General features: G+C 68.6%; 17 protein-coding genes and 1 tRNA gene. 11 read left to right on the top strand and 7 right to left on the bottom strand.

All coding sequences use genetic code 11. From position 1 onward, the window contains the following. A complete protein-coding gene (locus QM711_RS01895; RefSeq protein WP_415096022.1) occupies positions 1–1,545 on the bottom strand; it encodes an ABC transporter substrate-binding protein in 1,545 nt (514 codons plus the stop codon). Positions 1,546–1,694: 149 nt separating this feature from the next. Between QM711_RS01895 and QM711_RS01890 the strand changes: the two genes are divergently transcribed. Beyond that, positions 1,695–1,771: transfer RNA gene (locus QM711_RS01890), tRNA-Met, on the top strand. A gap of 167 nt (positions 1,772–1,938) precedes the next feature. Here QM711_RS01890 and QM711_RS01885 read toward each other — a convergent pair. Beyond that, positions 1,939–3,204: a DUF6299 family protein gene (locus QM711_RS01885; RefSeq protein ID WP_415096021.1), complete on the bottom strand. Its 1,266-nt coding sequence runs from the start codon at positions 3,202–3,204 to the stop codon at positions 1,939–1,941. A gap of 269 nt (positions 3,205–3,473) precedes the next feature. On the opposite strand from QM711_RS01885, the gene QM711_RS01880 reads away from it, so the two are divergent. Then, the gene (locus QM711_RS01880; protein WP_415096020.1) at positions 3,474–3,833 is read left to right on the top strand and encodes a VOC family protein; all 360 of its coding nucleotides are present in this window, start codon (positions 3,474–3,476) and stop codon (positions 3,831–3,833) included. Positions 3,834–3,954: 121 nt separating this feature from the next. Here QM711_RS01880 and QM711_RS01875 read toward each other — a convergent pair whose 3' ends face one another. Then, positions 3,955–4,509 (bottom strand): hypothetical protein, encoded by a 555-nt coding sequence (locus QM711_RS01875; protein ID WP_415096019.1) that lies wholly within the window; start codon positions 4,507–4,509, stop codon positions 3,955–3,957. Between the two features lies 1 nt (position 4,510). Between QM711_RS01875 and QM711_RS01870 the strand changes: the two genes are divergently transcribed. From QM711_RS01870 to QM711_RS01845, 6 genes are all read left to right on the top strand, one after another. Continuing rightward, the gene (locus QM711_RS01870) at positions 4,511–4,714 is read left to right on the top strand and encodes a hypothetical protein (protein ID WP_415096018.1); all 204 of its coding nucleotides are present in this window, start codon (positions 4,511–4,513) and stop codon (positions 4,712–4,714) included. 55 nt (positions 4,715–4,769) lie between these two features. Then, positions 4,770–6,050 (top strand): M16 family metallopeptidase, encoded by a 1,281-nt coding sequence (locus QM711_RS01865; RefSeq protein WP_415096017.1) that lies wholly within the window; start codon positions 4,770–4,772, stop codon positions 6,048–6,050. Next, positions 6,047–7,369 carry a M16 family metallopeptidase gene (locus tag QM711_RS01860; RefSeq protein WP_415096016.1) on the top strand — a complete coding sequence of 441 codons (1,323 nt, stop codon included), beginning with the start codon at positions 6,047–6,049 and terminating at the stop codon, positions 7,367–7,369. The genes QM711_RS01865 and QM711_RS01860 overlap by 4 nt, the downstream gene beginning before the upstream one ends. A gap of 149 nt (positions 7,370–7,518) precedes the next feature. Further along, entirely contained in the window at positions 7,519–8,352 is an 834-nt protein-coding gene (locus QM711_RS01855; protein WP_415096015.1) for a glycosyltransferase family 2 protein, read from the top strand. Positions 8,353–8,555: 203 nt separating this feature from the next. After that, positions 8,556–9,113: a DoxX family protein gene (locus QM711_RS01850; RefSeq protein WP_415096014.1), complete on the top strand. Its 558-nt coding sequence runs from the start codon at positions 8,556–8,558 to the stop codon at positions 9,111–9,113. Positions 9,114–9,435: 322 nt separating this feature from the next. Continuing rightward, positions 9,436–10,563 (top strand): hypothetical protein, encoded by a 1,128-nt coding sequence (locus QM711_RS01845; protein WP_415096013.1) that lies wholly within the window; start codon positions 9,436–9,438, stop codon positions 10,561–10,563. A gap of 64 nt (positions 10,564–10,627) precedes the next feature. Here the strand turns inward: QM711_RS01845 and QM711_RS01840 are convergent, their stop codons facing one another. After that, positions 10,628–11,089, bottom strand: a complete 462-nt coding sequence (locus tag QM711_RS01840) for a GNAT family N-acetyltransferase (protein ID WP_415096012.1) — start codon at positions 11,087–11,089, stop codon at positions 10,628–10,630. A gap of 76 nt (positions 11,090–11,165) precedes the next feature. On the opposite strand from QM711_RS01840, the gene QM711_RS01835 reads away from it, so the two are divergent. The 3 genes from QM711_RS01835 to QM711_RS01825 all read left to right on the top strand — a co-directional run bounded on the left by QM711_RS01835 (position 11,166) and on the right by QM711_RS01825 (position 17,150). Further along, entirely contained in the window at positions 11,166–11,864 is a 699-nt protein-coding gene (locus QM711_RS01835; RefSeq protein ID WP_415096011.1) for a hypothetical protein, read from the top strand. A 29-nt stretch (positions 11,865–11,893) separates the two neighbouring features. Next, complete coding sequence (locus QM711_RS01830; RefSeq protein WP_415096010.1) at positions 11,894–13,489, top strand: DNA polymerase Y family protein; 1,596 nt, start codon at positions 11,894–11,896, stop codon at positions 13,487–13,489. Between the two features lie 199 nt (positions 13,490–13,688). Further along, complete coding sequence (locus QM711_RS01825) at positions 13,689–17,150, top strand: error-prone DNA polymerase (RefSeq protein WP_415096009.1); 3,462 nt, start codon at positions 13,689–13,691, stop codon at positions 17,148–17,150. A 1,062-nt stretch (positions 17,151–18,212) separates the two neighbouring features. Here QM711_RS01825 and QM711_RS01820 read toward each other — a convergent pair. Genes QM711_RS01820 through QM711_RS01810 form a run of 3 tightly spaced genes read right to left on the bottom strand, consistent with a single transcriptional unit; the run spans position 18,213 to position 22,571 of the window. After that, complete coding sequence (locus QM711_RS01820) at positions 18,213–19,418, bottom strand: 4-hydroxybenzoate 3-monooxygenase (protein ID WP_415096008.1); 1,206 nt, start codon at positions 19,416–19,418, stop codon at positions 18,213–18,215. Continuing rightward, on the bottom strand, positions 19,415–20,059 hold the full coding sequence (locus QM711_RS01815; RefSeq protein WP_415096007.1) for a hypothetical protein: 645 nt from the start codon (positions 20,057–20,059) through the stop codon (positions 19,415–19,417). The genes QM711_RS01820 and QM711_RS01815 overlap by 4 nt, the downstream gene beginning before the upstream one ends. Then, positions 20,052–22,571, bottom strand: coding sequence for an alpha/beta fold hydrolase (locus QM711_RS01810; RefSeq protein ID WP_415096856.1), 2,520 nt, complete (start codon positions 22,569–22,571; stop codon positions 20,052–20,054). Before QM711_RS01810 ends, QM711_RS01815 begins: the two co-directional genes overlap by 8 nt. Positions 22,572–22,635: the final 64 nt, after the last annotated feature.

Below are 22,635 nucleotides of genomic sequence, written 5' to 3'. Positions count from 1 at the left end.
CTAGCGGTTGGCGATCGTGGTGAGGTCGAAGCTGAGCGCGGCCGCGTTCTGCGGCACACCGGTCACCGTGTTCTTGGTGATCACCAGGTTGGGCAGTGCGAACAGCCACACCGCCGCGGCATCCTGGGCGAGGGTGCGGACGGCCTTGCGCATCATCGGCACCAGCTCGTCCGCGGTGGCCTCGTCAGCCGCCTCGAACTGCTTGTCGTAGGTGGGGTTGTCGTAGTGGAAGTAGTAATTCGGATCGGTGAACCGGCGCAGGTCGCGGGCCTCGACATGGGCCACGATCGACATGTCGTAGTTGCCGCCCGGGTGATCCTTGCCGCTGCCGTGCACCTCGTTCAGCCAGGTGGTGAAGTCCAGCTCCTCGACCGTCACCTTCACCCCGACCTGTCGCAGCGCGCTCTCCACGAACTGGGCGCTCTTGGTGGCGTAGGCGGTGGTCGGGACGCGCAGCTTGAGCGACAGGTTGGTCGCCTTCGCGTCCGCCAACAGCTTCTTGGCCGCGCTGGGGTCATAGCCGTTGATCGAGGTCAGATCCTCGTACCAGGGATCGGTCGGGACGGCCATCGAACCGATCAGCGTTCCCTTGCCGTTCCAGACGTTGTCGAGCAGCGACCGCTTGTCGATCGCCATCGAGATCGCCTTGCGGACCCGGACGTCCTTGAATGCCGGCCGGGCGTTGTTGAGCGCCAGCACGACCTCACCGGTGGTGGTGCCGTCGATCACCGTGAAGCGGCTGGGATCGCCGAACTGGTCGAGCGCGTCCGGCGCTTGCAGGTTGGAGATCACATCGATGTCGCCGGCCAGCATCGCGGCGTTCATCGCGTTCGGGTCGAGGAAGTACCGGAAGGTGACCGAATCGAGCCGCGGCGGCGTCCCCCAGTACGAGCGGTTGGGCCCCAGCACCACGCACTGGCCCTTGTTCCAGCTCTGCAGAGCGAACGGGCCGGAGCCGGCGGGAGTGGTGTCCAGGGTGGCGAGACCGGCCGGGTCGTAGATGATCCCGACGGTCGAACTGATGTCGTAGAGCCACAGGTTGGACGGATGGTTGAGCGTCACCTTCACGGTGTGGTCGTCGACCGCCTCGGTGGACTTGACCACCGCCATCTGGTCGACCAGTGAGGACACGATGCCGGATTCGGTCTTGATCCGGTTGAAGCTGGTCACCACGGCCTGCGCGGTGACCGGCTTGCCGCTGGCGAAGTGGGCTGCCGGGTTGAGCCGGAAGGTGTAGACCGTGCGGTCCTTGCTGACGTCCCAAGTCTGCGCCAACAGCGGCACCAGCTTGCCCTCGGGGTTCATCTTCACCAACGTCTCGTAGACGTTGTAGAGCAGCACCTGCGGGATGGACGCCGCCGAGGATGAGCTCGGATTCATCGTCGGCGGTTCGAGAGTCGCACCGACCGCCAGTGTGTGCGTCGGTGCCGGAGTGTTCGCGGGCGGCTGGCCCATACAGCCGGACAGCAGGGCAACTACGGCGAACAGCGCACCCCAGCGCCAGCCTCGGAGCGGTCCAACTGCAGCGGTCGTACTGGAGACCATCGGTCCTCCTCGTAGCCTGCCCCCGGCCGGGGCAGCGGATCGCCGGGAAGTCTAGCCGAGCGATGCCGTCCCATCTCCACCACGACGTCCCGGCGCGTCCGGTGTCGATTTGGGACTGGTGGCGGACTCCCCTATAGTTGTTCGAGCGACGCGGGGTGGAGCAGCTCGGTAGCTCGCTGGGCTCATAACCCAGAGGTCACAGGTTCAAATCCTGTCCCCGCTACCAACGAAACCGCCTCTGGCTCGGTCTGTGACTGAGTCAGAGGCGGTTTTCCTTTGTCGCTGGGCGCGCCAGGGAAGCGATGATCGGAACGGGGCTTCGCTGGTGGAGCTTGTCGAAACGTGTTGCAGGTGAGATCTCGACAAGCTTGACCGACGACGACCAGCACTTCCCTAGCTGGCGGTGAGCTTCACCGTGCGCTTGGCGTTGCTGGTGACGCAGCCCCCAGAGGTGCAGGCCGTGACAGACGCCTGGACCTTCACCTTCCCGGTGGTGAACCGGAAGTCAGCGGGCTGCACCGTGGCCTTCCAAGTGACAGACTTCCCGGTGCACGGTGCGGCGCTCCCGGTGAACGCACGAGTGTGAGACACCCGGCGGTATTCCTGGGTGAGGGTGCCGGTGATCGGATTGGTCGTAGTCGTGCCGGTGCACACGACCTTTCCCGACAGTTTGACGACACCCTTCTTCTTGTTCACCGTCCCCGTGGACGCAATGGTGAACTTCGTTATCGACGGTGGCACGGGAACCGCGGCCACGTTGATGGTGACCTGTCCGGAATTCCGCACCTCGTCCACTCCGTAAATGCCGATCCGGTAGCTCACACCGGCCTGGGCCTCGAACTGAGCACTCGTGTCACCGTCACAGCGCCACGTGCTCTGATCATCCCGCGAGGAGGCGATGACCAGATACGCCCCAAAGTCGCTGCTGATGTCGACGGTCAGCTTCCGGGTCGTCGGAACCGTCACCGAGTACCACACGCTCGGGCCGAAGCCGAATTTGTTGTAGCAGACCGGTTCGGACGGCTCTCGGGTCGCCATCGTGGTGTCTTGGGTGGCCGTAAAGGGAAGGGCGGTGATCGGTGTCGCATCCGCGAAGTCGTCGTTGCCGGGCCTCACGCCCGTGCTCGGGTAGACCCCGACGTGCGGGGCCACGATGCTGGGGTCGGTAGGTGCCCGGTAGTAGGTGACGATGTACAGCGACTCGCCGGCGTTGAGGGTGAAGGCTCCGGCGTCGGAGATGCTCGAACCCTCGACTCCGCATTTGAGGACGGATCCGAGGCCGCCGGCGACCACGGCCATGCCGATCGGCTCTTCGACACTTGGACCACTGACCGCAAGCGCGGCATGGACGACGAACGTCGACCTGCTCGCCGGCGTGTACTTCCACCACGCGGTGCCATAGATCGCGCTGCCACCGTTGCATTCGGTCGCCACCAGCTGACCCGCGGGATCGCTCGCGATTGGGTTGTCGACCGGAACTGTGCCATAGACGTCATAGGGGACACCGGCGAACCCGACCGCATTGGCGGGAGTGTTGTTGGGTGCCGGATCGGCCGACGCCGCCCCGGTGGAAGCGATCAGCGACACGGTGGCCAGCAGCATGAATGCCAGGCCTGCGGCCGCTCGGCGCCGATGCGCGGCGGTGGAGATATTCTTCATCGATTCCCCCGAGGTTCGACTGCGGAGAGCTTCTGGCCCCGCGTGGCCCGTCCGCTATCCAAACTGATAGTAACCACGATGCCTCCATTGTTGGGAGGCCTCGGCACACGCGATTTCACCTCAACCGACCCGGCCGCGGCACACCCCATGGGGTCAGACCTTGCCGGCACACGTCAACCGAGGTGTTCGGCGGCCGGCGCGGAGGATGCAGTCACCTGGTATCCAGGTACCGGACGGAAAACGTCCGGTACCCGCTCTACCCTCGACGCATGGCTATCGCACGATTTCCGAGTTTCGTCATCGACTGTCCCGACCCGGCGGCACTGGCCGGCTTCTACCGCCAACTGCTGGACTGGCAGGAAAAGATCGACGACGACTGGGCCGAGATCCGGGACGCATCGACGGGTCAGTGCATCTGCTTCCAGCAGGTGGCTGACTATCGAGCACCCGAATGGCCGGGCCAGGACGTCCCTCAACAGATGCATATCGACGTGGTCGTGGACGACTTGGACGCCGCCGAGGCGGACGCGGTCGAGATCGGCGCGACCCGGGTGGAGCACCAGCCAGGCACGACGTTCCGAGTGCTCCTCGATCCCGCCGGACATCCGTTCTGCCTCTGCCTGAGCTGAGCGGGGCGGGGCTGGGTTTGAACCCCCGCCTCCTGGAACCGACACGACGCCGGTGGCGACAACCTGAGGACCGCCTGAGTACTCTATAGTGCGGGTAGTTTTTTGGGGGGTCGATGAGCGGTCAGCTCGTTCTTCGGCTGCGCGTCGCCGTCGTCGGTGCCGCAGCGGCGCTGAGCGCTACCCTCTTCGCTGCCGCCCCGGCCCTCGCCGATCCCGAACAGCCACGCTGCCCGAGCGAGACTCCCGGGTGCACGAGCAGTGCGCAACCCAGCCCGTCCCGGAGCAGCCTGACCGTCGCATCACCCACGCCGCGCGACTCGGACCCCACGCCGTCGCCGGGCTCGGCGACTCCGCGCGAGACCGACCCGGCGACCGCACCGCCGACCAAGCCCGGTTCGCCGAGCCCTTCGCCCACGCCGACCTGGACCGACCCCGACTCAGCGCCCACCATCGCGCCACCGACGCTTCCCAGCGAACTGCCGACCCTCATCCCGTGGCCGCCCACACCGACGCCGACGCCGACCACGTCGTCCGTCCGGCCGCCGATCGACAGACCGACCGTCTCGGTGCCGCGACCATCCTCGCGCCCAGCTGAGCCGGTACCAGCATCCCCGCGGGCAACGTCGCTCCCCCGCTCTTCCAGCGACAGCAAGACGTCGCCGCGGCCATCGTCCACGGTGCCGGCACCATCACCACAGGAGACGCCGTCCAGCCAGCCGGTGCCCGTTCCGCAGCCTCCGGACGGCTCGGGCCCCTGGCCGCCGGTCGATTCGCTCTCCCCTGACCGCGGACTGTCGGCGGCGTTGCCGATGCTGGCCGGCGCGGTCCTGGTGATGGGTCTCACCTTGCTGCTGAGACCGCCGCGGTCGGCGCTCGGTTGAGAGTGGCCCGGCGGATCCGAGCGTCCGTTGGTCGGTGCCGTGATGGTGTGGTTCGATGACGAACATGTCCCTCGCCGTCCGCTTCCCGCTGCATGCCTCCACTTTGGACAACGGGTTGCGGGTCATCGTCAGCCCGGACCACACCGTCCCGGTGGTCGCGGTGAATCTCTGGTTCGATGTCGGCTCACGCGACGAACACCCCGGCCGGACGGGGTTGGCCCACCTGTTCGAGCATCTGATGTTCGAGGGCTCCGCCAATGTGACGGCCGGCGAGCACCTGGCCAGCATCCAGGGCGTCGGCGGCTCGGCGAACGCGACCACCTGGTTCGACCGGACCAACTACTTCGAGACGGTGCCGACCAACGCGCTCGACCTGGCGCTGTGGCTCGAAGCAGACCGGCTGGCCAGCCTCGACCTCAACCAGGACACCCTGGACAACCAGCGCGACGTGGTGCGTGAAGAGAAGCGACAGCGCTACGACAACGTCCCCTATGGTGACGTCCTGATTCACCTGGTCGAGCTCACCTTTCCCGTCGGCCATCCCTACGGTCATCCCACGATCGGCTCGATGGCCGATCTCGCCGCGGCCGATCTCGACGACGTCCGGCAGTTCTTCGCCACCCACTACGCGCCGAACAACGCCGTCTTGACCCTGGTCGGCGATCTTGCCCCCGAGGACGCCCTGACCAGGGTGAACAAGTATCTGGGTGGGGTGCCGGCGGGCCCGGAGCGGAAGCGCAGACCGTCGATACCGCTGCCGCCACTGCAGGGAATACCGCGTACCGAGGTTCGTGCCGACGTGCCGACGGACGCGGCATATGCGACCTGGCGACTGCCCGCGTGCGACACGCGCGAGTTCCTCGCGCTGGAGCTGGCGCTGGCGATTCTCGGCGACGGGCAAACCTCGCGGCTGCATCGTCGGCTGGTGCGGGACGACACCATCGCCGAGGGAGCCGGCGCGTCCGGACTGGGCCTGATCGGTGGCAACAGCATCGCGTTCGCGCAGGCTCGAGCGTTGACGAGCGTGCCCGCCGAGGCTCTTGAGACCGCGATCATCGAGGAGTTCCACAGGTTCCTCGCCGACGGCCCCCGGCCCGCCGAACTCAACCGGGCCAAGGCCCAGTTCGAGCGGGAGTGGCTTACCCAGCTGGGCCGCTTCGCGGCACGCGCCGATCTGATCGGCTGCTACGCCACCCTGTACCACGACCCCGAACTGGTGAACCGGCGACTGGACGAGGTGCTCTCGCTCACCCTGGACGAGGTTGCCGACGCAGCGCGTGCCCACCTGCAGCCCGAACAGCGAGCCGTGCTGACCTACCGGAGGGAATCCGCATGAAGCGTCCCGCGGTGCCCGCGCCACAGGCCTGGGACTTCCCCAGCCCCCGGACGGCCAGGCTGGACAACGGGCTGCGTGTGCTCGCGTTCGACCGTCCCGGCCAGCACCTGGTCAACGCCACCCTGGTGCTCGAGCAGCCGCTGAACGCGGAGGCATCCGACCGCGAGGGAGTCTCCGCGATCCTGCAGCGATGTCTGGACGAGGGCAGCCTGAGCCACCCCGGCACCGAGTTCGCCGACGAACTCGAGGGCTGCGGGGCCGTGCTTACCGGCGGCTGCAGCCACTCCGCCGCGCATCTCGGCCTCGAAGTACCCAGCACCCGGTTCGCCGCGGCGCTGCCGCTGTTCGTCGAGGCCGTCCGGGAGCCTCAGCTGACCGACGCCGACGTCCAGCGGCATGTCGATCTGCGGCTGGCCGAGATCGCCCAGCAGCAGGCCCACCCGTCGCAGCGCGGTGCGATCGCGTTTCGCGGTGCGGTCGTCGACCACCGCTGCCGGTCATCCCGGCCCGCGGCGGGCAGTGCGGACGGCGTCGCCGGGATCACCGCCGCGGACGTCCGGGCCCAGCACCTGGCTCACTACGGCCCCGAACGCGGCACCTTGGTGCTGGCCGGGGACTTCGGCGAGGACCCGCTGGATCTGGTCGCGGACGCCTTCGGCCGCTGGCGCCAGCCGGTAGCGGAAGCTGTTCACGAGATGCCCACCGCGGCGCCCGCCCGTACCGTGCTGCTGCACCGCACGGGCGCGGTTCAGGCCGATGTCCGGCTGGGTCGGTTCGGGCTGGATCGGCGGCACCCCGACTACGCGGCAGCGCGACTGGGTGCCTTCGTGCTGGGCGGCGGGTTCCTCAGCCGGCTCAACCGGGTGCTGCGCGAGGAACGCGGCTACACCTACGGCGTCCAGTTGGCCAACACTCCCGCCCGCTCCGGTGGCCTGGTCACGATGAGCGCCTCGTTCCGCACCGAGGTGGCCGCGGCGGCGATCGCCGAAGCGTTCGAACTGCTCCGGGTGGACGCCGACCGCGGCATCACCGGCGCCGAACTGACCGAGGCGGTCAACTTCCTGGTCGGGATCGCCCCGCTGCGGTGCGCGACGGCGTCCGGGGTGGCCGACCAAGTCGCCGCACTGGCCGAGGCCGGCCTGGATCCGGACTTCGTGAACGCGCATACCGCCGCCCTGCTCCGGGTCACCCCCGACCAGGCGACGGCCGCTGTCTCGGAGTTGCTGGCGCGCGACGATCTCACCCTGGTCGTGGTGGGCGACGCGGACGTCCTGGCCGGCGGACTGAGCGCGGCCGGCCTGACACCGCAGGTCAGTTGACCGCCTGAGCCCCCGCTGAGCGAATAGGGCCATGTTTCAGGATGCGACCGATTGTCGGCAACCCATAGGTCTGCTGTAACTTAGGTAAGGCAAGCCTTAGTCAGTTGATTACCACGCCACACCAGAAGAACTTCGGGGGAAGTTTGCCCATGTCACTCCGCACCGTTCCCGCGCACCCGCGGGTCAGCATCATCGTTCCTACCTACAACGAGGCGCCGAACCTCGTCCGTGTCCTGCCCACGCTGCCGGACGTGCACGAGGTCATCGTCGTCGACGGTGGCTCCACCGATGGCACCGTCGAGACCGCCCAACAGGTGATGCCCTCGGTGCGGGTGCTGCAGCAGTCGCGGACCGGCAAGGGCAACGCGCTCGCCTGCGGCTTCGCTGCCGCGACCGGCGACATCGTGGTGATGTTCGACGCCGACGGGTCGGCCGACGCCAGGGAGATCCCCCTGATGGTGGCCGCCCTGCTCAGCGGAGCCGACTTCGTCAAGGGCAGCCGGATGCTGCACGGCGGCGGTTCGGCCGACCTGACCGCCACCAGGGCCCTGGGCAACCGCGCCCTGACCGGTCTGGTCAACACCCTGTTCCGCACTCGCTACACCGATCTGTGCTACGGCTACAACGCGTTCTGGCGCGACGTGCTGGACGTCTTCGACCTTCCCGACCCCGAGGCCGGCGGCACCCGCTGGGGCGACGGCTTCGAAATCGAAACCCTGCTGAACTGCCGGGCCGCCGCCGCCCGGCTGACTATCCTGGAAATCCCCAGCTATGAGCATGACCGGATCCACGGCACCTCCAACCTGCGGGCGCTGCCCGACGGCATGCGGGTGTTGCGGACCATCGATGCCGAGTTCCGCCGACTGCGGATCCTGCGTTCCGGAACCCGGCACCTCGGTGCTACCGCCCGGTTCTCGACCCGTCCCGGGCAACGGCCGAGTGGCGTCCAGCCCCTTCGCAGCCCGCATCGGGTCGCCGGCTGAGCCTGCCGGTCACCGGCCGCGGAACCCCGGCCGTCGGTGGCCAGGCAGGGCGTGTCCCGGGCACGCTCCGGCGGGCGACTCCCGCTCGACCCGCGGCGATCGTCGCGTACGCCGGCTCGCCGGCACCCCCTGTGCGCTTCGCCCTGCCCACCCCACCCGGACCAGGCGAAGCGGCATCCATCCCCCCACCTAGGAGACCCCCCGTGTCCGCTGCCGCTGTCAACCAATCCGACCAGTTCACCGCGGCCCCGAGCGCGGCGTCCGCCCCGTCCCGGCTGCAACAGCTCAGCCTCGGCCTGCTGCGTGTGGGCTTCGGCTGGGCGCTGTTCTGGTCGGGGATCGACAAAGTGTTCGGCCTCGGCTTCGCCACCAAGCCCGAGCAATCCGTGCTGGCCGGCGTCTCGCCGACGAAGGGCTTCCTGATGCACGGCCTGGACGCCGACGCCCCCGCCGCAGCGCTGCTCAAGCCGCTGGCCGGCAATCCGGTCGCCGACGCACTGTTCCTGCTTGCCACCGTCGGAGCCGGGCTGGCGTTGCTGCTCGGCATCGGCACCCGGGTCGCGGCGATCGGCGGCGGGATCCTGATGCTCAACCTCTGGTTCGCGTCGCTGCCGCTGCAGTACAACCCGGTTCTCGACCAGCACCTGCTCTACGCCATCGCCGCACTGTCGGTGCTCGCCTTCGACTCCGGCCGGTACCTCGGATTGGGCACCTGGTGGCGTCAGGTGCCGTTGGTGCGGGCCAACCGCTGGCTGATCTGAGCCCTGCCGGGCGATAGTTCCTCGGCCGGTCGCGGGCAGGTTTCCTGCTCACGACCGGCCGTTCGCCGTCTCGGCAGCATTCTCCGCGGTCGAGCCCGCCGGTCCTGCTCGTTGAGCGCCGCCACCCCCGACCGGAAGTCCGGACCAGTTCCTTCCCGGAGCCTCAAGACGAGCTGGACTTGATCTTGACGATGCCTTGATCCGGGATTCATTGCTCTTTGAGAAGCCCTTGCACTTGCTGGACGAATCTGTTCTCACGACAACGAGGTCAGAAGGAAACCCTCGAAAACCCCAATTCGAGTCCACCAGCAAGGAGACAGAAGTGAACAAGACCATCGCAGCCGTGGCCGCCTCCGCGACCATTCTTGGTAGCACTCTAATCATCGCCGCACCGTCCGCTTCGGTTGTGTCTCCGGCGCCGGAGAACGGAATCTGCTATGCCACCTCGATCGTTCACGAGTCGCGCTACAAGAAGGTCGTTCAGGGCGAGCAGGAGACCTCGAAGACGGAGTACCGCTTCCGCAGCCGCACCGCTCTCTACGGCTCCAAGGAGATCAAGTCAGTCGAGGGCTTCGATTTCGTCGACGGTGGCACCACAAAGGTCGCCGGCAAGGTCATCGCCGGGCATTGGGTGAAGTCGGCCGGATTCCACCAGATCCCCGACGTGATCATCAACATCGTCTGGGGCAAGGACGGCGTGCCCGAGCGTTACCTGGGCACCGGTTCGGTCTCGCTGAGTGCCTACGGCGGCCCCAATGTGACCGTGAAGTACAAGGCCGAGAAGGTCGAGACCGACAAGGAATTCACCGACTGGGGTCCCTGGTCCGACTGGACCACCGACAACCCCGGTGGCACCACTGAGACCCGCGACGTGGACAGCCGCCAGGTCGGCAACGGCGACGGAACGCCTGACCAGACCGTCTACTACCAGCCCGGTGGCGGCACGTCGACGGAGCTGGGCGAGGCCAACTGGACCACCGATGTCCCCGGCGAGAGCTGGACCCTGATCGATGTGCGCGACCGCGAGACCAGGACTTCGGTGGAATGCCCGCCGACGGCACCCGAGGCCAAGGTCGTCACCCTGAAGGTGCAGGTCGACAAATACGCGACCACCACCGGGAAGCTGCGCTCGAAGGCCGTCGGCTACGACGACGACGGGTTGCTCCGCAAGAGTGAGGACAAGCCGCACTGGGGCAAGTCCGCTTGGGAGATCGTCACCGTCACCGGCACCACCGAGACCACCCCGTCGGAATGGCTCAGCAAGATCAACAAGGCCACCAGGAAGCTGCCCGATGTGACCTCGTCGAGCAAGTGGACGGCCAGCGCCGCCAAGGGCAAGAAGTCGATCACGGTCGCCTGGATCATCAGCGGCGACGGCCAGCCGACTGCCTGGTACTACAAGCACACCAAGACCAACGTCGCGCAGCGGTTCTTCGCCAGCAATCGCTGATTCATGGCAGCGCGGGCTGCCATCGTGGAGATCACGATGGCAGCCCTTTCTGCTGTCATTCAACTCATCGGAATATTTCCCGCCGGAGCCGAAGCAGCGGAAATGGACGGCCCTGGTCATCGACCTCGGCTCGACCCACCTGCAGAAAACCCCGCGCGGCATAGAACGCACGGGCGCCGGGATTCTGCTCGTTGACCTCGACGTGGAGCACCGCGAACTCGGTTGCTATTTCGGCGAGCAGCGCGGTGCCCACACCGCGGCCGTGGGTTCGAGGATCCACGAACAGCATGTGGATGTGACCGTCGTCCTGGGCGATGAAGCCGAGCGGGCTCCCGTCGCCGTCGGCGTAGGCATCGACGGCGACGCGGAGATCGGCCATTAGCGGCAGGTAGCCGGCCACGATCTCCTGGTACCAGTCGACATCGGCCGGTGTCAGGAAGTCGTGACTCGCCTCTACCGCCCGGCGCCAGAGGGAGAGCAGCCGGACGTGCTCGTCGGCATGTGCGGCGCGGATCCGGTACGACATGCGATCAGTGTCCACCACCTGCCGAACCGAACCTACCCATCTTGACGTAATCGAACAATCGTTCGATCATCGATGCATGACGAACGCCGCCACTGCCGCTCCGCCGGTTGCGGACGCGCGCCTGGATGATGTCCGGCGGCTGCAGGGTGACGTCCGCTGGACAGGCGCCCGTCCCGGCCGGGTGGTGCCGGTTCCCTCCGCACTCACCGGCTTGCTGCCGGGAGGCGGTTTGGCGCCCGGCTCGGCGTACTCGGTCTCCCCCGGACTGCTGTTGCTGGCACTGCTGGCAGAGTCCTCTCGAGAGGGCACCTGGTGCGGAGCGATCGGCTTGCCGGAGTTCGGTGCCGAGGCCGCCGAACATGCCGGGCTGAGCCTCGAACGGGTGGCGTTGGTGCCCCGTCCGGGTGAGCGCTGGTTCACGATCACCGCCGCACTGGCCGAGGTGATGCCCCTGGTCGCGGTCCGCCCGGGTGGACGCGTCCGGGACGCCGACGCCGCCCGACTGGCCGCCCGGTTGCGCAGCAGCGGAACCGTCCTGTTGGTGGCCGGCCGCTGGCCACGTGCCGAGGGAACCCTGAGCGCGTCAGCGCCGCGCTGGTCGGGGATCGGGGCGGGTCACGGCTGCCTGACAGTCCGAGAGGTGATGGTGACGGTCACTTCGAAACGGCTGCCGTCGCCGCGGCAGGCCCGGGTGTCGTTGCCGGACGGCTCCGGTCGGCTGTCGGCGGTCGATCGCGTCCGGGCCGGGAAACTCCCGTTGCGGGTTGTGAGTTGATGGCCGGCCCCGAGCCCCGGCGGTGCCTGGTGATCTGGTTTCCGGACTGGCCGGTGACCGCCTGGTACCGCACCGAAGCGCCGGCGCTGGTCGATCCCCTTCCCTTGGCCGATCTCCCGTCGGTCGAGTTTGTCGAGGCCGCCGCGAAAGATCCGGACCCGCTCGATCAGCGACCGTTTCGACCGGTGGCGATCCTGGAGGCGGGCACGATCACGGCCTGTTCGCCGGCAGCACGGGCCGACGGAGTGAGCGAGGGCATGCGGCGCCGCGAGGCACAGGCCCGGTGCCCGGAACTGGTCGTGGTGCCGTCCGACCCTCGACGCGACGACCGGGTCTTCGCCATGGTGCTGGATCGCTTGGAGCAGGTCGCGCCCGGTTTTCAGGTGGTTCGGGCCGGGTTGTGCGCGCTGCCCTCCCGCGGGGTGGCCCGCTACTACGGCGGTGAGTTGGCGGCCGCCGAGGTGCTGCTGGACGTCCTGGTCGAGTTCGGTCTGCCCGATGCCCGGATCGGGGTGGCCGATGGCCTGTTCACCGCCGAGCAGGCGGCCCGGCTTTCCGCCCCACTGAGCCGGGTCGAGATCGTCGCACCCGGCGAATCCGCAGAGTTCCTGGCCGCACTCCCGGTGACGGTGCTGAGCGATGCCGCCTTGATCGTCCTGCTGCGAAGGCTCGGCGTCCGCACCCTGGGCAGTTTCGCGGCATTGGAGGCCGGGGCGGTGCGACACCGGTTCGGTGACCACGGTGCTCGGTTGCACGCGTTGGCCGGCGGCCGGGATTCCCGGCCGCACGTCCCCCGGACCCCGCCGCCGGAACTGGTCCGCGAGGCACACTTCGAACCGCCGCTGGAGCTGGTCGACCAGGTGGCGTTCTCGGTGCGTTCGGTGGCCGACGAGTTCGTGGCCACGCTGAGCGGGCACCGTTTGGTCTGCACCGAACTGCGGGTCGGCTGCACCGACGCCGACGGACGGCTCAGCGAACGGGTCTGGCTGCACCCGGCCGCCTTCGACGCCGCGGCGGTGGTCGACCGGGTGCGCTGGCAGCTGTCCGCCGCTGAGGGGCTGCGCGGCGGCATCGCCGCCGTCCAGCTCGAACCGGTGGCGGTCGACGACGCCGCCCACCATGAGCCTGGCCTGTTCGGCGCCGGGGTGGACGAGCGGATGCACCACGCGCTCTCCCGGGTGCAGGCGATGCTGGGCCACGACGGGGTGGTCACTCCGGTGATCGGCGGCGGCCGCTGGCTGGCCGAACGGCAACAGCTGGTGCCCTGGGGTGAACGGGCCGTCACGGCAGCGTCCCGAACTGAGCCGTGGCCGGGATCACTGCCGGCACCCGCTCCGGCGACGGTGTTCCCGCGGCGTCATCCGGTGGTCGTGCTGGACGCCGCGGACGCGGTGGTCGCGGTGAGTGAGCGCGGCGAGGCCTCGGCATCCCCGGCGGTGCTGGTGGAGGGGGCGCGGCGGCGTCCGATCGAGGCCTGGGCCGGACCCTGGCCGATCAGTGAGCGGGGCTGGGACGCCGTCCGCGGCAGATCCGCGCACCGCTTCCAGGTGGTGGACACCGACCAGACCGCTTGGCTGCTGGTGCTCGAGCAGGGCTCGTGGTGGGCCGAAGGGAGGTACGACTAGGCCATTCGTTGTTGAGCTTGTCGAGATCTGATGTGGGGTCTCGCAGGTTGAGCTTGTCGAACCCCGTTGCCGGAGAGGTCTCGCCAAGCTCGACCAGCGATGATCAGTGCTTCCTGAGGTGACGCTGACAAGCGGTTCGACAGTTCAACTCGCGATTGCGCAACCAGTGACCGCAACCAGGAGAAGGAAGGAGGGTGCGGTGGGTTTCAACAATCCGGAGATCAGCTGGCGGCAACTGGAAGGGACGCTGAGCGGTCGCCGGGTGGCGCGCGACGACGCGCCGTTCTCGTGGAAACGGAAGCCCTATCAGCGACCGCCGATCCGGCGTCCGGACGACGCGGTGCCCTATGCCGAGTTGCACGCGCATTCGTCGTTCTCTTTCCTGGACGGGGCCTCGGCGCCGGCGGCGCTGGTCGAAGAGGCGGAGCGGCTCGGCCTGCATGCGATGGCGCTCACTGATCACGACGGCTTCTACGGGGTGGTCCGGTTCGCCGAGGCGGCCGAAGCGACCGCGGTGCGGACGGTGTTCGGGGCCGAGCTCTCGCTGGATCTGCCGGCCCCGCAGAACGGACGACCCGATCCGGCCGGCGTCCACCTGCTGGTGCTGGCCCGCGGCGAGGAGGGCTATCACCGGTTGGCTGCCGCGATCACCCAGGCGCAGCTGGCCGGTGCCGAGAAGGGCCGGCCGCGCTATCGGCTGGAGCAGTTGGCCGAGCGGGCCGGTGGGCATTGGGGGATTCTCACCGGCTGCCGCAAGGGCGCCGTCCGGCGGGCGCTCGCCGATGGCGGTGCCGCGGCGGCCGGTGCTGCGCTGGATGAACTGACGGCACTGTTCGGACGCGACGCGGTCACCGTGGAACTCACCGATCACGGCATGCCGCTGGATTCGACGCACAACGACATCCTGGCCGGGCTGGCCGCCGATCGCCGGTTGCCGCTGGTCGCCACCGGCAACGTCCACTACGCCCGGCCGCAGGATCACCTGCTCGCCCAGGTGGTGGCCGCCGTCCGGGCCAACCGCAGCCTCGACCAGCTGGACGGCTACCTGCCGGCGTCCGGCGCCGCGTTCCTGCGCTCCGGGGCCGAGATGCAGCACCGTTTCCGGCGTTACCCCGGCGCGGTGGAGTACAGCGTCACCTTGGCCGACGAGCTCGCCTTCCCGCTGCGCCGGGCCAAGCCGGCGCTGCCGTCCCAGCAGGTGCCGGACGGCCATACCCCGATGAGCTACCTGCGGCAGTTGGTCTGGGAAGCCGTCCCCCAGAAGTATCCCGACCTGAGCCCGTCCGATGCCGATCGGATCGAACGCGAACTGGCGGTGATCGAGACCAAGGATTTTCCGGGCTACTTCCTTATCGTCTGGGACATCGTCGATCAGGCCCGCCGACTCGGAATTCTGTGCCAGGGGCGGGGTTCGGCTGCGAACAGCGCAGTGTGTTACCTGCTCGGCATTACCGCGGTGGACAGCATCGCCTACCAATTACCGTTCGAACGATTCCTGTCGGCACTACGCAATGAAGAACCCGACATCGATGTGGATTTCGACTCTGACAAGCGCGAGAAGATCATCCAGTACGTCTACGACAAATACGGACGGGACCGGGCCGCCCAAGTGTGCAACGTCATTCAGTACCGGCCGAAGAACGCGGTGCGCGATATTGCGGGGGCGCTCGGTTTCGGACCTGGCCAGCAGGACGCCTTCTCGAAACAGATCGAGCGCTGGGGACCACTCGCCGACGCCGACGACCACGACATTCCGCCGCAGGTGGTCGAACTGGCCGACCGGTTGCTGACGGCGCCGCGGCATCTGGGCATCCATTCCGGCGGCATGGTGCTCACCGATCGTCCGGTCAGCGAGGTGGTTCCGATCGAACCGGCGCGGATGGAGAACCGCACCGTGATCCAGTGGGACAAGGACGACACCGCCTGGATGGGGCTGGTGAAATTCGACCTGCTCGGGCTGGGCATGCTGGCTGCATTGCAACACACCTTCGACCTGATCCGTGGCGCGACCGGCGAGACCTGGGAACTGTCGACGATTCCGAAGGAGGAGCCGGCGGTCTACGACATGCTCTGCCGGGCGGACTCGATCGGGGTCTTCCAGGTGGAATCGCGGGCCCAGATGGGCTTGTTGCCACGGCTGCAGCCGCGTCGGTTCTACGACCTGGTGATCCAGATCGCACTGATCAGGCCGGGGCCGATCCAAGGTGGCGCGGTGCACCCGTTCGTCCGCCGAAAACTCGGTCGAGAGCCGGTCAGCTATGCCCATCCGAAGCTCGAGCCGGCATTGAAACGCACCCTGGGCGTACCGGTTTTCCAAGAACAGTTGATGCAGATGGCGGTGGCGATCGGCGATTGCAGCGGTGAGGATGCTGATCTGCTGCGTCGGGCGATGGGTTCGAAACGCGGTGAGGAGCGGATCGAATCGTTGCGCGAGAAACTCTATGCCGGCATGGCGCGCAACGGATTGACCGGGAAGGCTGCCGACGCGATCTATCAGCAGATCCAGGCGTTCGCGAATTTCGGCTTCGCCGAATCGCATTCGCTGTCGTTCGCACTGCTGGTCTATGCCAGTTCGTGGCTCAAGCTGCACTATCCGGCGGCGTTCCTGGCCGGCTTGCTGCGTTCGCAGCCGATGGGTTTCTACTCCTCGGCCACCCTGACCGCGGACGCCGTCCGGCACGGGGTGACGACGTTGCGGCCCTGCCTGGAGCGATCCGGGGTGGACGCCGGGCTGGAGACACATCCCGATGGTGGAGCGCACCCCGATGGTCGAGCGCACCCCGATGGTCGAGCGCACCCCGATGGTCGAGCGCACCCCGATGGTCGAGCTTGTCGAGACCCTTTGCAGACCGACCCCACTGGACTGGCGTCCTGCCTGGACCGCCGCCAACCCCCGGTCGGCGATTTCGACCGCGATGCTCCCGACGAGTCGGCCGCGCACCGCAGAGACGGCAGGTTCGCCGTCCGGCTCGGGCTCGCCGGCGTCCGCGGCATCGGCCCTGAGGCCGCCGCGAAGGTCGTGACGGCGCGGGAATCCGGCGGAATGTTCACCTCGATGGAGGATCTGGTACAGCGGACGGGTTTGACCGCCCAGCAACTGGAAGCGCTGGCGGCGTCCGGTGCGTTGGAGTGTCTGGGCCTGACTCGGCGAGAGGCGTTGTGGCGGGCCGGTACCGCCGCGCTCAATCAGCCGGGCTTCCTGCCTGGGACCCTGCCCGAGGTGCAGCTGCCGCTGTTCCCCGACCCGACGGCGTTCGAGACCCTCGCCGACGACCTGTGGGCAACCGGCATCGCCACCGACGACCACCCGCTGGCGCATCTGCGCGCCGGTCTCGATGCCCGCGGCGTGCTGCCTTCATCCGCGCTGCGCACCGCCGAAGTCGGACGCCGCGTCCAGGTCGCCGGGGTGGTCACCCACCGGCAACGCCCCTCGACCGCGTCCGGGATCACCTTCCTGAACCTCGAGGACGAGCACGGCCTGATCAATGTGGTCTGCTCCCAAGGGGTCTGGACGCGACACCGCCGGGTCGCCCGGGACTCCTCCGCCCTGATCGTCCGCGGCATGCTGGAACGCTCCCCCGAAGGCGTCACCAACCTGCTCGCCGACCACTTCGAGCCGCTCAAACTCAAGATCCGGCACACCTCCCGCGACTTCCGCTGACCAGGGCCGGTCCGCACATCCGGGGACGGTTCTTTCGATTCGAATTTCGCACCCCGGGGGACGGTTCTCCCGGTCACCAGGGACGGTTCTCTTGGTCACCGGGGACGGTTCTGATCACCGGGGACGGTTCTTTTGGTTACCGGGGACGGTTCTCCCGGTCACCGGGGACGGTTCTCTTGGTCACCGGGGACGCGTACGGCTGAGGTGCTCATAGACGCCAACGGCATCCGCGACAGAAGTCAGGACCCACTCATCGGACGGAGTGGACACCCTCGTTGAGGACCCGCAGCACGGTCCCTGGCTCGTCTCGCCGAGGGTCCGACTAGTCGGCGTGGTTGGCGTCCCGCGCGGAATTCGATGGCCCACGAAGCTCGTGCGGAATCTCCGCCGCGGGAGAGAGCCGTCGAATGCCACCGGCGTCTTCCCGACCGGTGCGATCGAGCAGCACCTCCCACAGGGGCGCTGGAGCCGACTGCCGAACTCAGCTGCGTTAGCGTGCCATCGCTTCGGCTGACCGTCGCCGCACGGACAGCCGAACGGAATCGAAGGGTGTCGGACGCCCTGCGCGTCACTGAGTCGGAATCACAACGCCTCCCACGCGCAGCCGCACCGCCTCCACCATGTGATCCAGATGACCTCGCTGGGTGACCACCAAGCCGGTGGGCGGGAGGGTTTGCCTGCCAGCGGACCTCGGTCGTCCCAGGAACGGATGGTCAGCAGCCGGCACCTCGTCCTCGGAATCGCCGGAGATCCCTTCAGGCGCAACTCGGCCAGCAGGCTCCACTTCCCTCGGCGTCCGCAGGAGGACCACGAGTCTCACCCGCGCGGCCGCGCAGCGGCTTCACGGCACAGCGGATCGGCCCGAGGTCTGCCGGGATCTCCCGTGACCGGGAGAACCGTCCCCAGTGACCACAAGAACCGTCCCCAGTGACCAAAAGAACCGTCCCCGGTGACCAAAAGAACCGTCCCCGGTGACCACAAGAACCGTCCCCAGCGACCAAAAGAACCGTCCCCAGCGACCAAAAGAACCGTCCCCAGCGACCGGGAGAACCGTCCCCGGGGTCAGGACCAGGGGGTGAGGGGGAGGCCGGTGTAGCTGTCAGCGAACCAACGGGCCAGCGGGCCGCCGTCGGCCAGGGTACGGAGTTGTTCGGTGCGAAGCTCCTCGCCGAACTCGTCGGCGTCCAGCTTGTGCAGCAGATCGGTCATGTACCAGGAGAAATGCGTCACCTGCCAGACCCGGCGCAGGCAGGCGTCCTGATAGCCGGCGAGGGCAGATTCGTCGCCGTGCCGGACGGCTCTGCCCAGCCGGAAGGACAGCTGGGCCATGTCGGCCACCGCCAGGTTGAGGCCCTTCGCGCCGCTGGGTGGGACGACGTGGGCGGCGTCCCCGCCGAGCAGCAGCCGGCCGAAGCGCATCCGCCGGTGCACCACGCTGCGCAGCGGGGTGATCGACGACTCCAGGAACGGCCCCTCATTGACCGGACGGCCGGGCAGGTCGAGCCGGCGGTGCAGCTGCTCCCAGATCCGGTCGGCGCTCCACGCGGCGAGCGTGTCGCCGGCGGGCACCTGCAGGTACAGCCGGCTGACCTCGGGCGTCCGCATGGACGCCAGCGCGAACCCCTCGGGATGCCGCGAGTAGACAAGTTCCTGGCTGGGTGGCGCCGCCTGCACCAAAACTCCTAGCCAGGACGCCGGATAGGTCCGCTGCAGAGTCTCCCGGACGCCTGGATCGAACAGATCGAGCAACTGCGCGGTGATGCCGTGGGCGCCGTCCACCCCGGCCACGTACCGCGCGCTGATCACGCTCTCGCCTCCGTCGTCGCGGCAGTGCACCGTCACCCGGTCCTGATCGAGGCCGTCAAGGCCGACCACCTCGCACCCGAAGCGCAGTGGTAACCCGTCCGCCTCGCGCAACTCGATCAGGTCGCGGACCAGTTCGCGCTGCCCGTACACGGTCACCGTCTTGCCGCACAGCGCGGTGAAGTCGACCCGCTGCCGCACCACCGCGCCACCGCGGCGATGCTGCAGCTGTACGCCGTCGTGCACCAGCCGGTCGGCGAGCATCCGCTCCCCCACCCCAAGTTCGACCAGCAGTTCGGCCACCGGCTGCTCGATGATGCCGGCCCGGACGCGTCCCAGCACGTACTCGCGGGACCACCGCTCCAGCACCACCGCGTCCAGTCCCTGCAGCTGCAGCATCCGGGCCAGCACCAGGCCGGCCGGGCCCGCGCCGACGATCGCGACGTCGACCTGAGTCGGTTTCATCGGTTCCTTCCGTCCGGAGCGGGCGCGTCGAAGATCGCCGGTGAGAACCACTCCACGAAATAGCCCAGCGGACGGCCGTCCCCGGGCAGGGTCATCACGTATTCGCGGCCAGGAACCAGTTCGGTCTCCGAGTCGACGCCCACCAGGTGCGCCGCCCAGCGGCCCGCCGGACGCCGTCCCCAGCCGGTCAGCCGGCGGGCGGTCACCACCCCGGCCTCATGCAGGGTCCGGCCGATCGGCGCCTCGGACGTCGACAGCACCCGGACCACCTGCTCGGGCAGCCGGTCCAGCACGCAGCTGACGCTGGAGCTGGCCCACACTTGGGACGCCCCGCGCAGCAACACCTCGCGGACCAGCAAAGACTCCGCCGGCAACAGCTCCAGCAGGTCGTGCGCCCGCCGCAGTTCCGCGGCGACCGCCAGCGACGCCGTCCCCGTATACGGATCGGCACCGCCGCCGGACAGGTCGTCGGTGGCGGCGACCACCCAGTGCTGCAGCGGACGGGCGGTCACCTGCTCGCCGGTCAGCACCTCCAGCGACGTCGTGGTCAACCCATCCCCGCGCAGGACCAGCTGCTCGAGGCGTCCCAACCCGGACAGCCGGTCGGTGGCCGCTCGGACGCGCCGCGTCCGGTCAGCCAACGCGGGCGCCCAACGCCTCGCCGACCAGGGCAGCGATCCGGTTCACATACGGCGGCTTCAGGATCGCGACGTGCCCGCATTCCACCTCGTGAAGACGGTATTCGCCGGTCAGGACGTGCCGCCACCAGCCCCGGTCGTCGAGGTTCTCGGGCGTCAGGAACACCTCGGTCGGACCGTCCCAGGGACGCACCCGGTACCACTCGGTGAGCCGCAGCCCGTGCTGGAAGAAGACCTGATCGCGTACCGCCGGTTGGTACCGATAAAGCCCGGCACCGAGCAACTGCAGCCGGGTCAGCCACAGCTCGCGCCGGCTCTGCCTACGTCCACCCGGGATGCGCAACTCGGGGGCAGATTCGCCGTCGAGCCGGGCCAGCCGTCCGGGCAGCAGGGTGTCGAGCAGCACAGTGAGCGCCACGTCGTAGCCGCGTTCGCGCAACAGCTGCGCGGTTTCGACCGCGAACAGGCCACCCAGCGAGTGCCCGATCAGCACCACCCGTCCCGGCTGCTGGCCCCGCCCGATCAACCCCGCGTAGCGCTGTGCCGCCCGCCGCACCGACCAGTCCGGAATCGCCCGGCGCTCCAGCCCGCGCACCTGAAAGGCGTGCACGGGGTGGCTCGGGTCGAGCTTGCGGGCCAGATCGGCGAACAGGTAGGCCGGGCCACCGGCGCCGGAGAAGCAGTACACCGGCACCCCGTCGCCTTCGCGCAGGGTGACCATCACGCCGTCGTCGAGGGTGGGCTGCCGCACCGACTTCTGCCGGACGCGGGCGGCGAACGCGGCCAACGTGGGAGCCGCCGCCAGGTCGGAGCCACGCAGGTCGATGCCGTCCTCGGCGAGCACCGCCAGCATCTCCTCCACCGCCAGCGAGTCGCCGCCCAGTTCGGCGAAGCTCTCGTCGCGTCCCACCGTCTCCAGCTTCAGCACGTCGCACCAGACCGCCGAGACCAGGGCCTCCCATTGATCGGTCGGCACGGTCAGATTCGACCGGACGGCGGGCGCCGGCAGCGCGGACCGGTCGACCTTGCCGCGTTCGGTGCGAGGCAACGCGTCCAGCAGCACGATCGCCTGCGGCACCATCCAGTCCGGCAGTCGCTGCGCCAAGCCCGCCCTGAGCTGGGCGAGCGACGGCGGACGCCGGGCCGGGTCGGGCACCACGTAGCCGATCAGCCGGCCCGCGGCGGCGTCGGCGATCACCACGGCGTCCAGTACCTCGTCGATGGTGCGCAGTGCCGCCTCGACCTCGGCCGGTTCCACCAGGTAGCCGCGGATCTTGACCGCGTCGTCCTTGCGGCCGGCGAGCCGCAACTGACCGTCGACGACGCTGCCCCGGTCGCCGGTGCGGAACACCCGCGTCCCATCCCGGTCGGCGAAGGCCGCCGCGGTGCGGTCCGGCTCGCCCCAGTAGCCCGACGACAGGAACGGCGAACTGACCTCGAGGACTCCGGTCTCACCCGCCGGCAACGGACGCCCGTCGTCCGCGACCGCCACGATGGACTTGTTCAGCGCCACCCGGCCGGCCGGAATCTGCCCTTCAGGCAATGGGCCGCCGGCGCTGACGGTGAAGAAGCTGAGGTGTCCGGTCTCCGACGAGCCGACGTAATTGGCGTAGTCAGCATGGGTTAGGTAGTTTCGCGCCGCCGAGACATCTCTGCTGTGCACGGGCTCGCCGCAGGTGGTCAGCAGCCGGATCGCCGGGAAGCGCTCCAGGCTGAGACTGCCGTTGAGGTGCCGCAGCATGGACGGGGTGCAGTGCAGGGTGGTGATCCCGCGTCCGGTCAGCCAGTCGGCGACCTCGCGCACCGGACGTTCCCTCGGGTCGAAGCTCTCCACCAGGCAACCGTTGAGCACCGCCATGAACAGCACTTCCTGACCGGCGGCGTAGGCCGGGGGCAGCAGCATCGCGCAGACATCGCCGGGAGCCAGGGCGAACTCCTCGCGGCTGGTTGCCGCGCCGTTGACCACCGCGGCGTGACTGAGCACCACACCCTTGGGCGCCCCGGTCGAACCGGACGTGTACACCAGCGTCGCCGGGTGATCGCGGTCGGGTCGGGTCGGTCGCCCGGTAGCAGGGAGACCGTCCAGCCAGGCGCGCTCGGCGTCCACGATCCCGGACGCGCCGGCCTGGTCGGCCAGTCCCCGCAGATCGTTGTCGACGAGCGCGCACTCGGCCCCCGAGCTGGCCAGGATGTGCCGGAGCCGGGCGACCGGCAGCTGCGGATCGAGCAGCACCAGCGGGGTTCCGGCATAGACCACGGCAACGGCCAGGGCCAGCGCACGGGCCGATCCGCCGAACACGGCAATCGGCGTCGGGCTGGCGCCACGGGCCGCGGAGTCACCGCAGAGCCGTCCGAGCTCGCCGTAGCTGACCATGCCACCGGAGGCGTCCCTGATCGCCGCCGAGGCCGGATCGACGGCCGCCACCACCGCGTCCAACTGGTCGCGGAAGGGCCTCTCCGAGAACGGATCCGGCGTAGTCAGAACCGCTTTGGACGGCTCGTCTCGAGCCAACATGAACACCTGAAGTCACCACACTCTGAGAACGATCGGATGATGGTTAGGTAATGCTAACCTAAGC

Origin of the sequence: Micropruina sp. (genome assembly GCF_047602385.1) — a bacterium.
Lineage (GTDB): Bacteria > Actinomycetota > Actinomycetes > Propionibacteriales > Propionibacteriaceae > Micropruina.
Note: the sequence above shows the minus strand (reverse complement) of the source record. Positions and strands in the feature narration are given on the sequence as shown.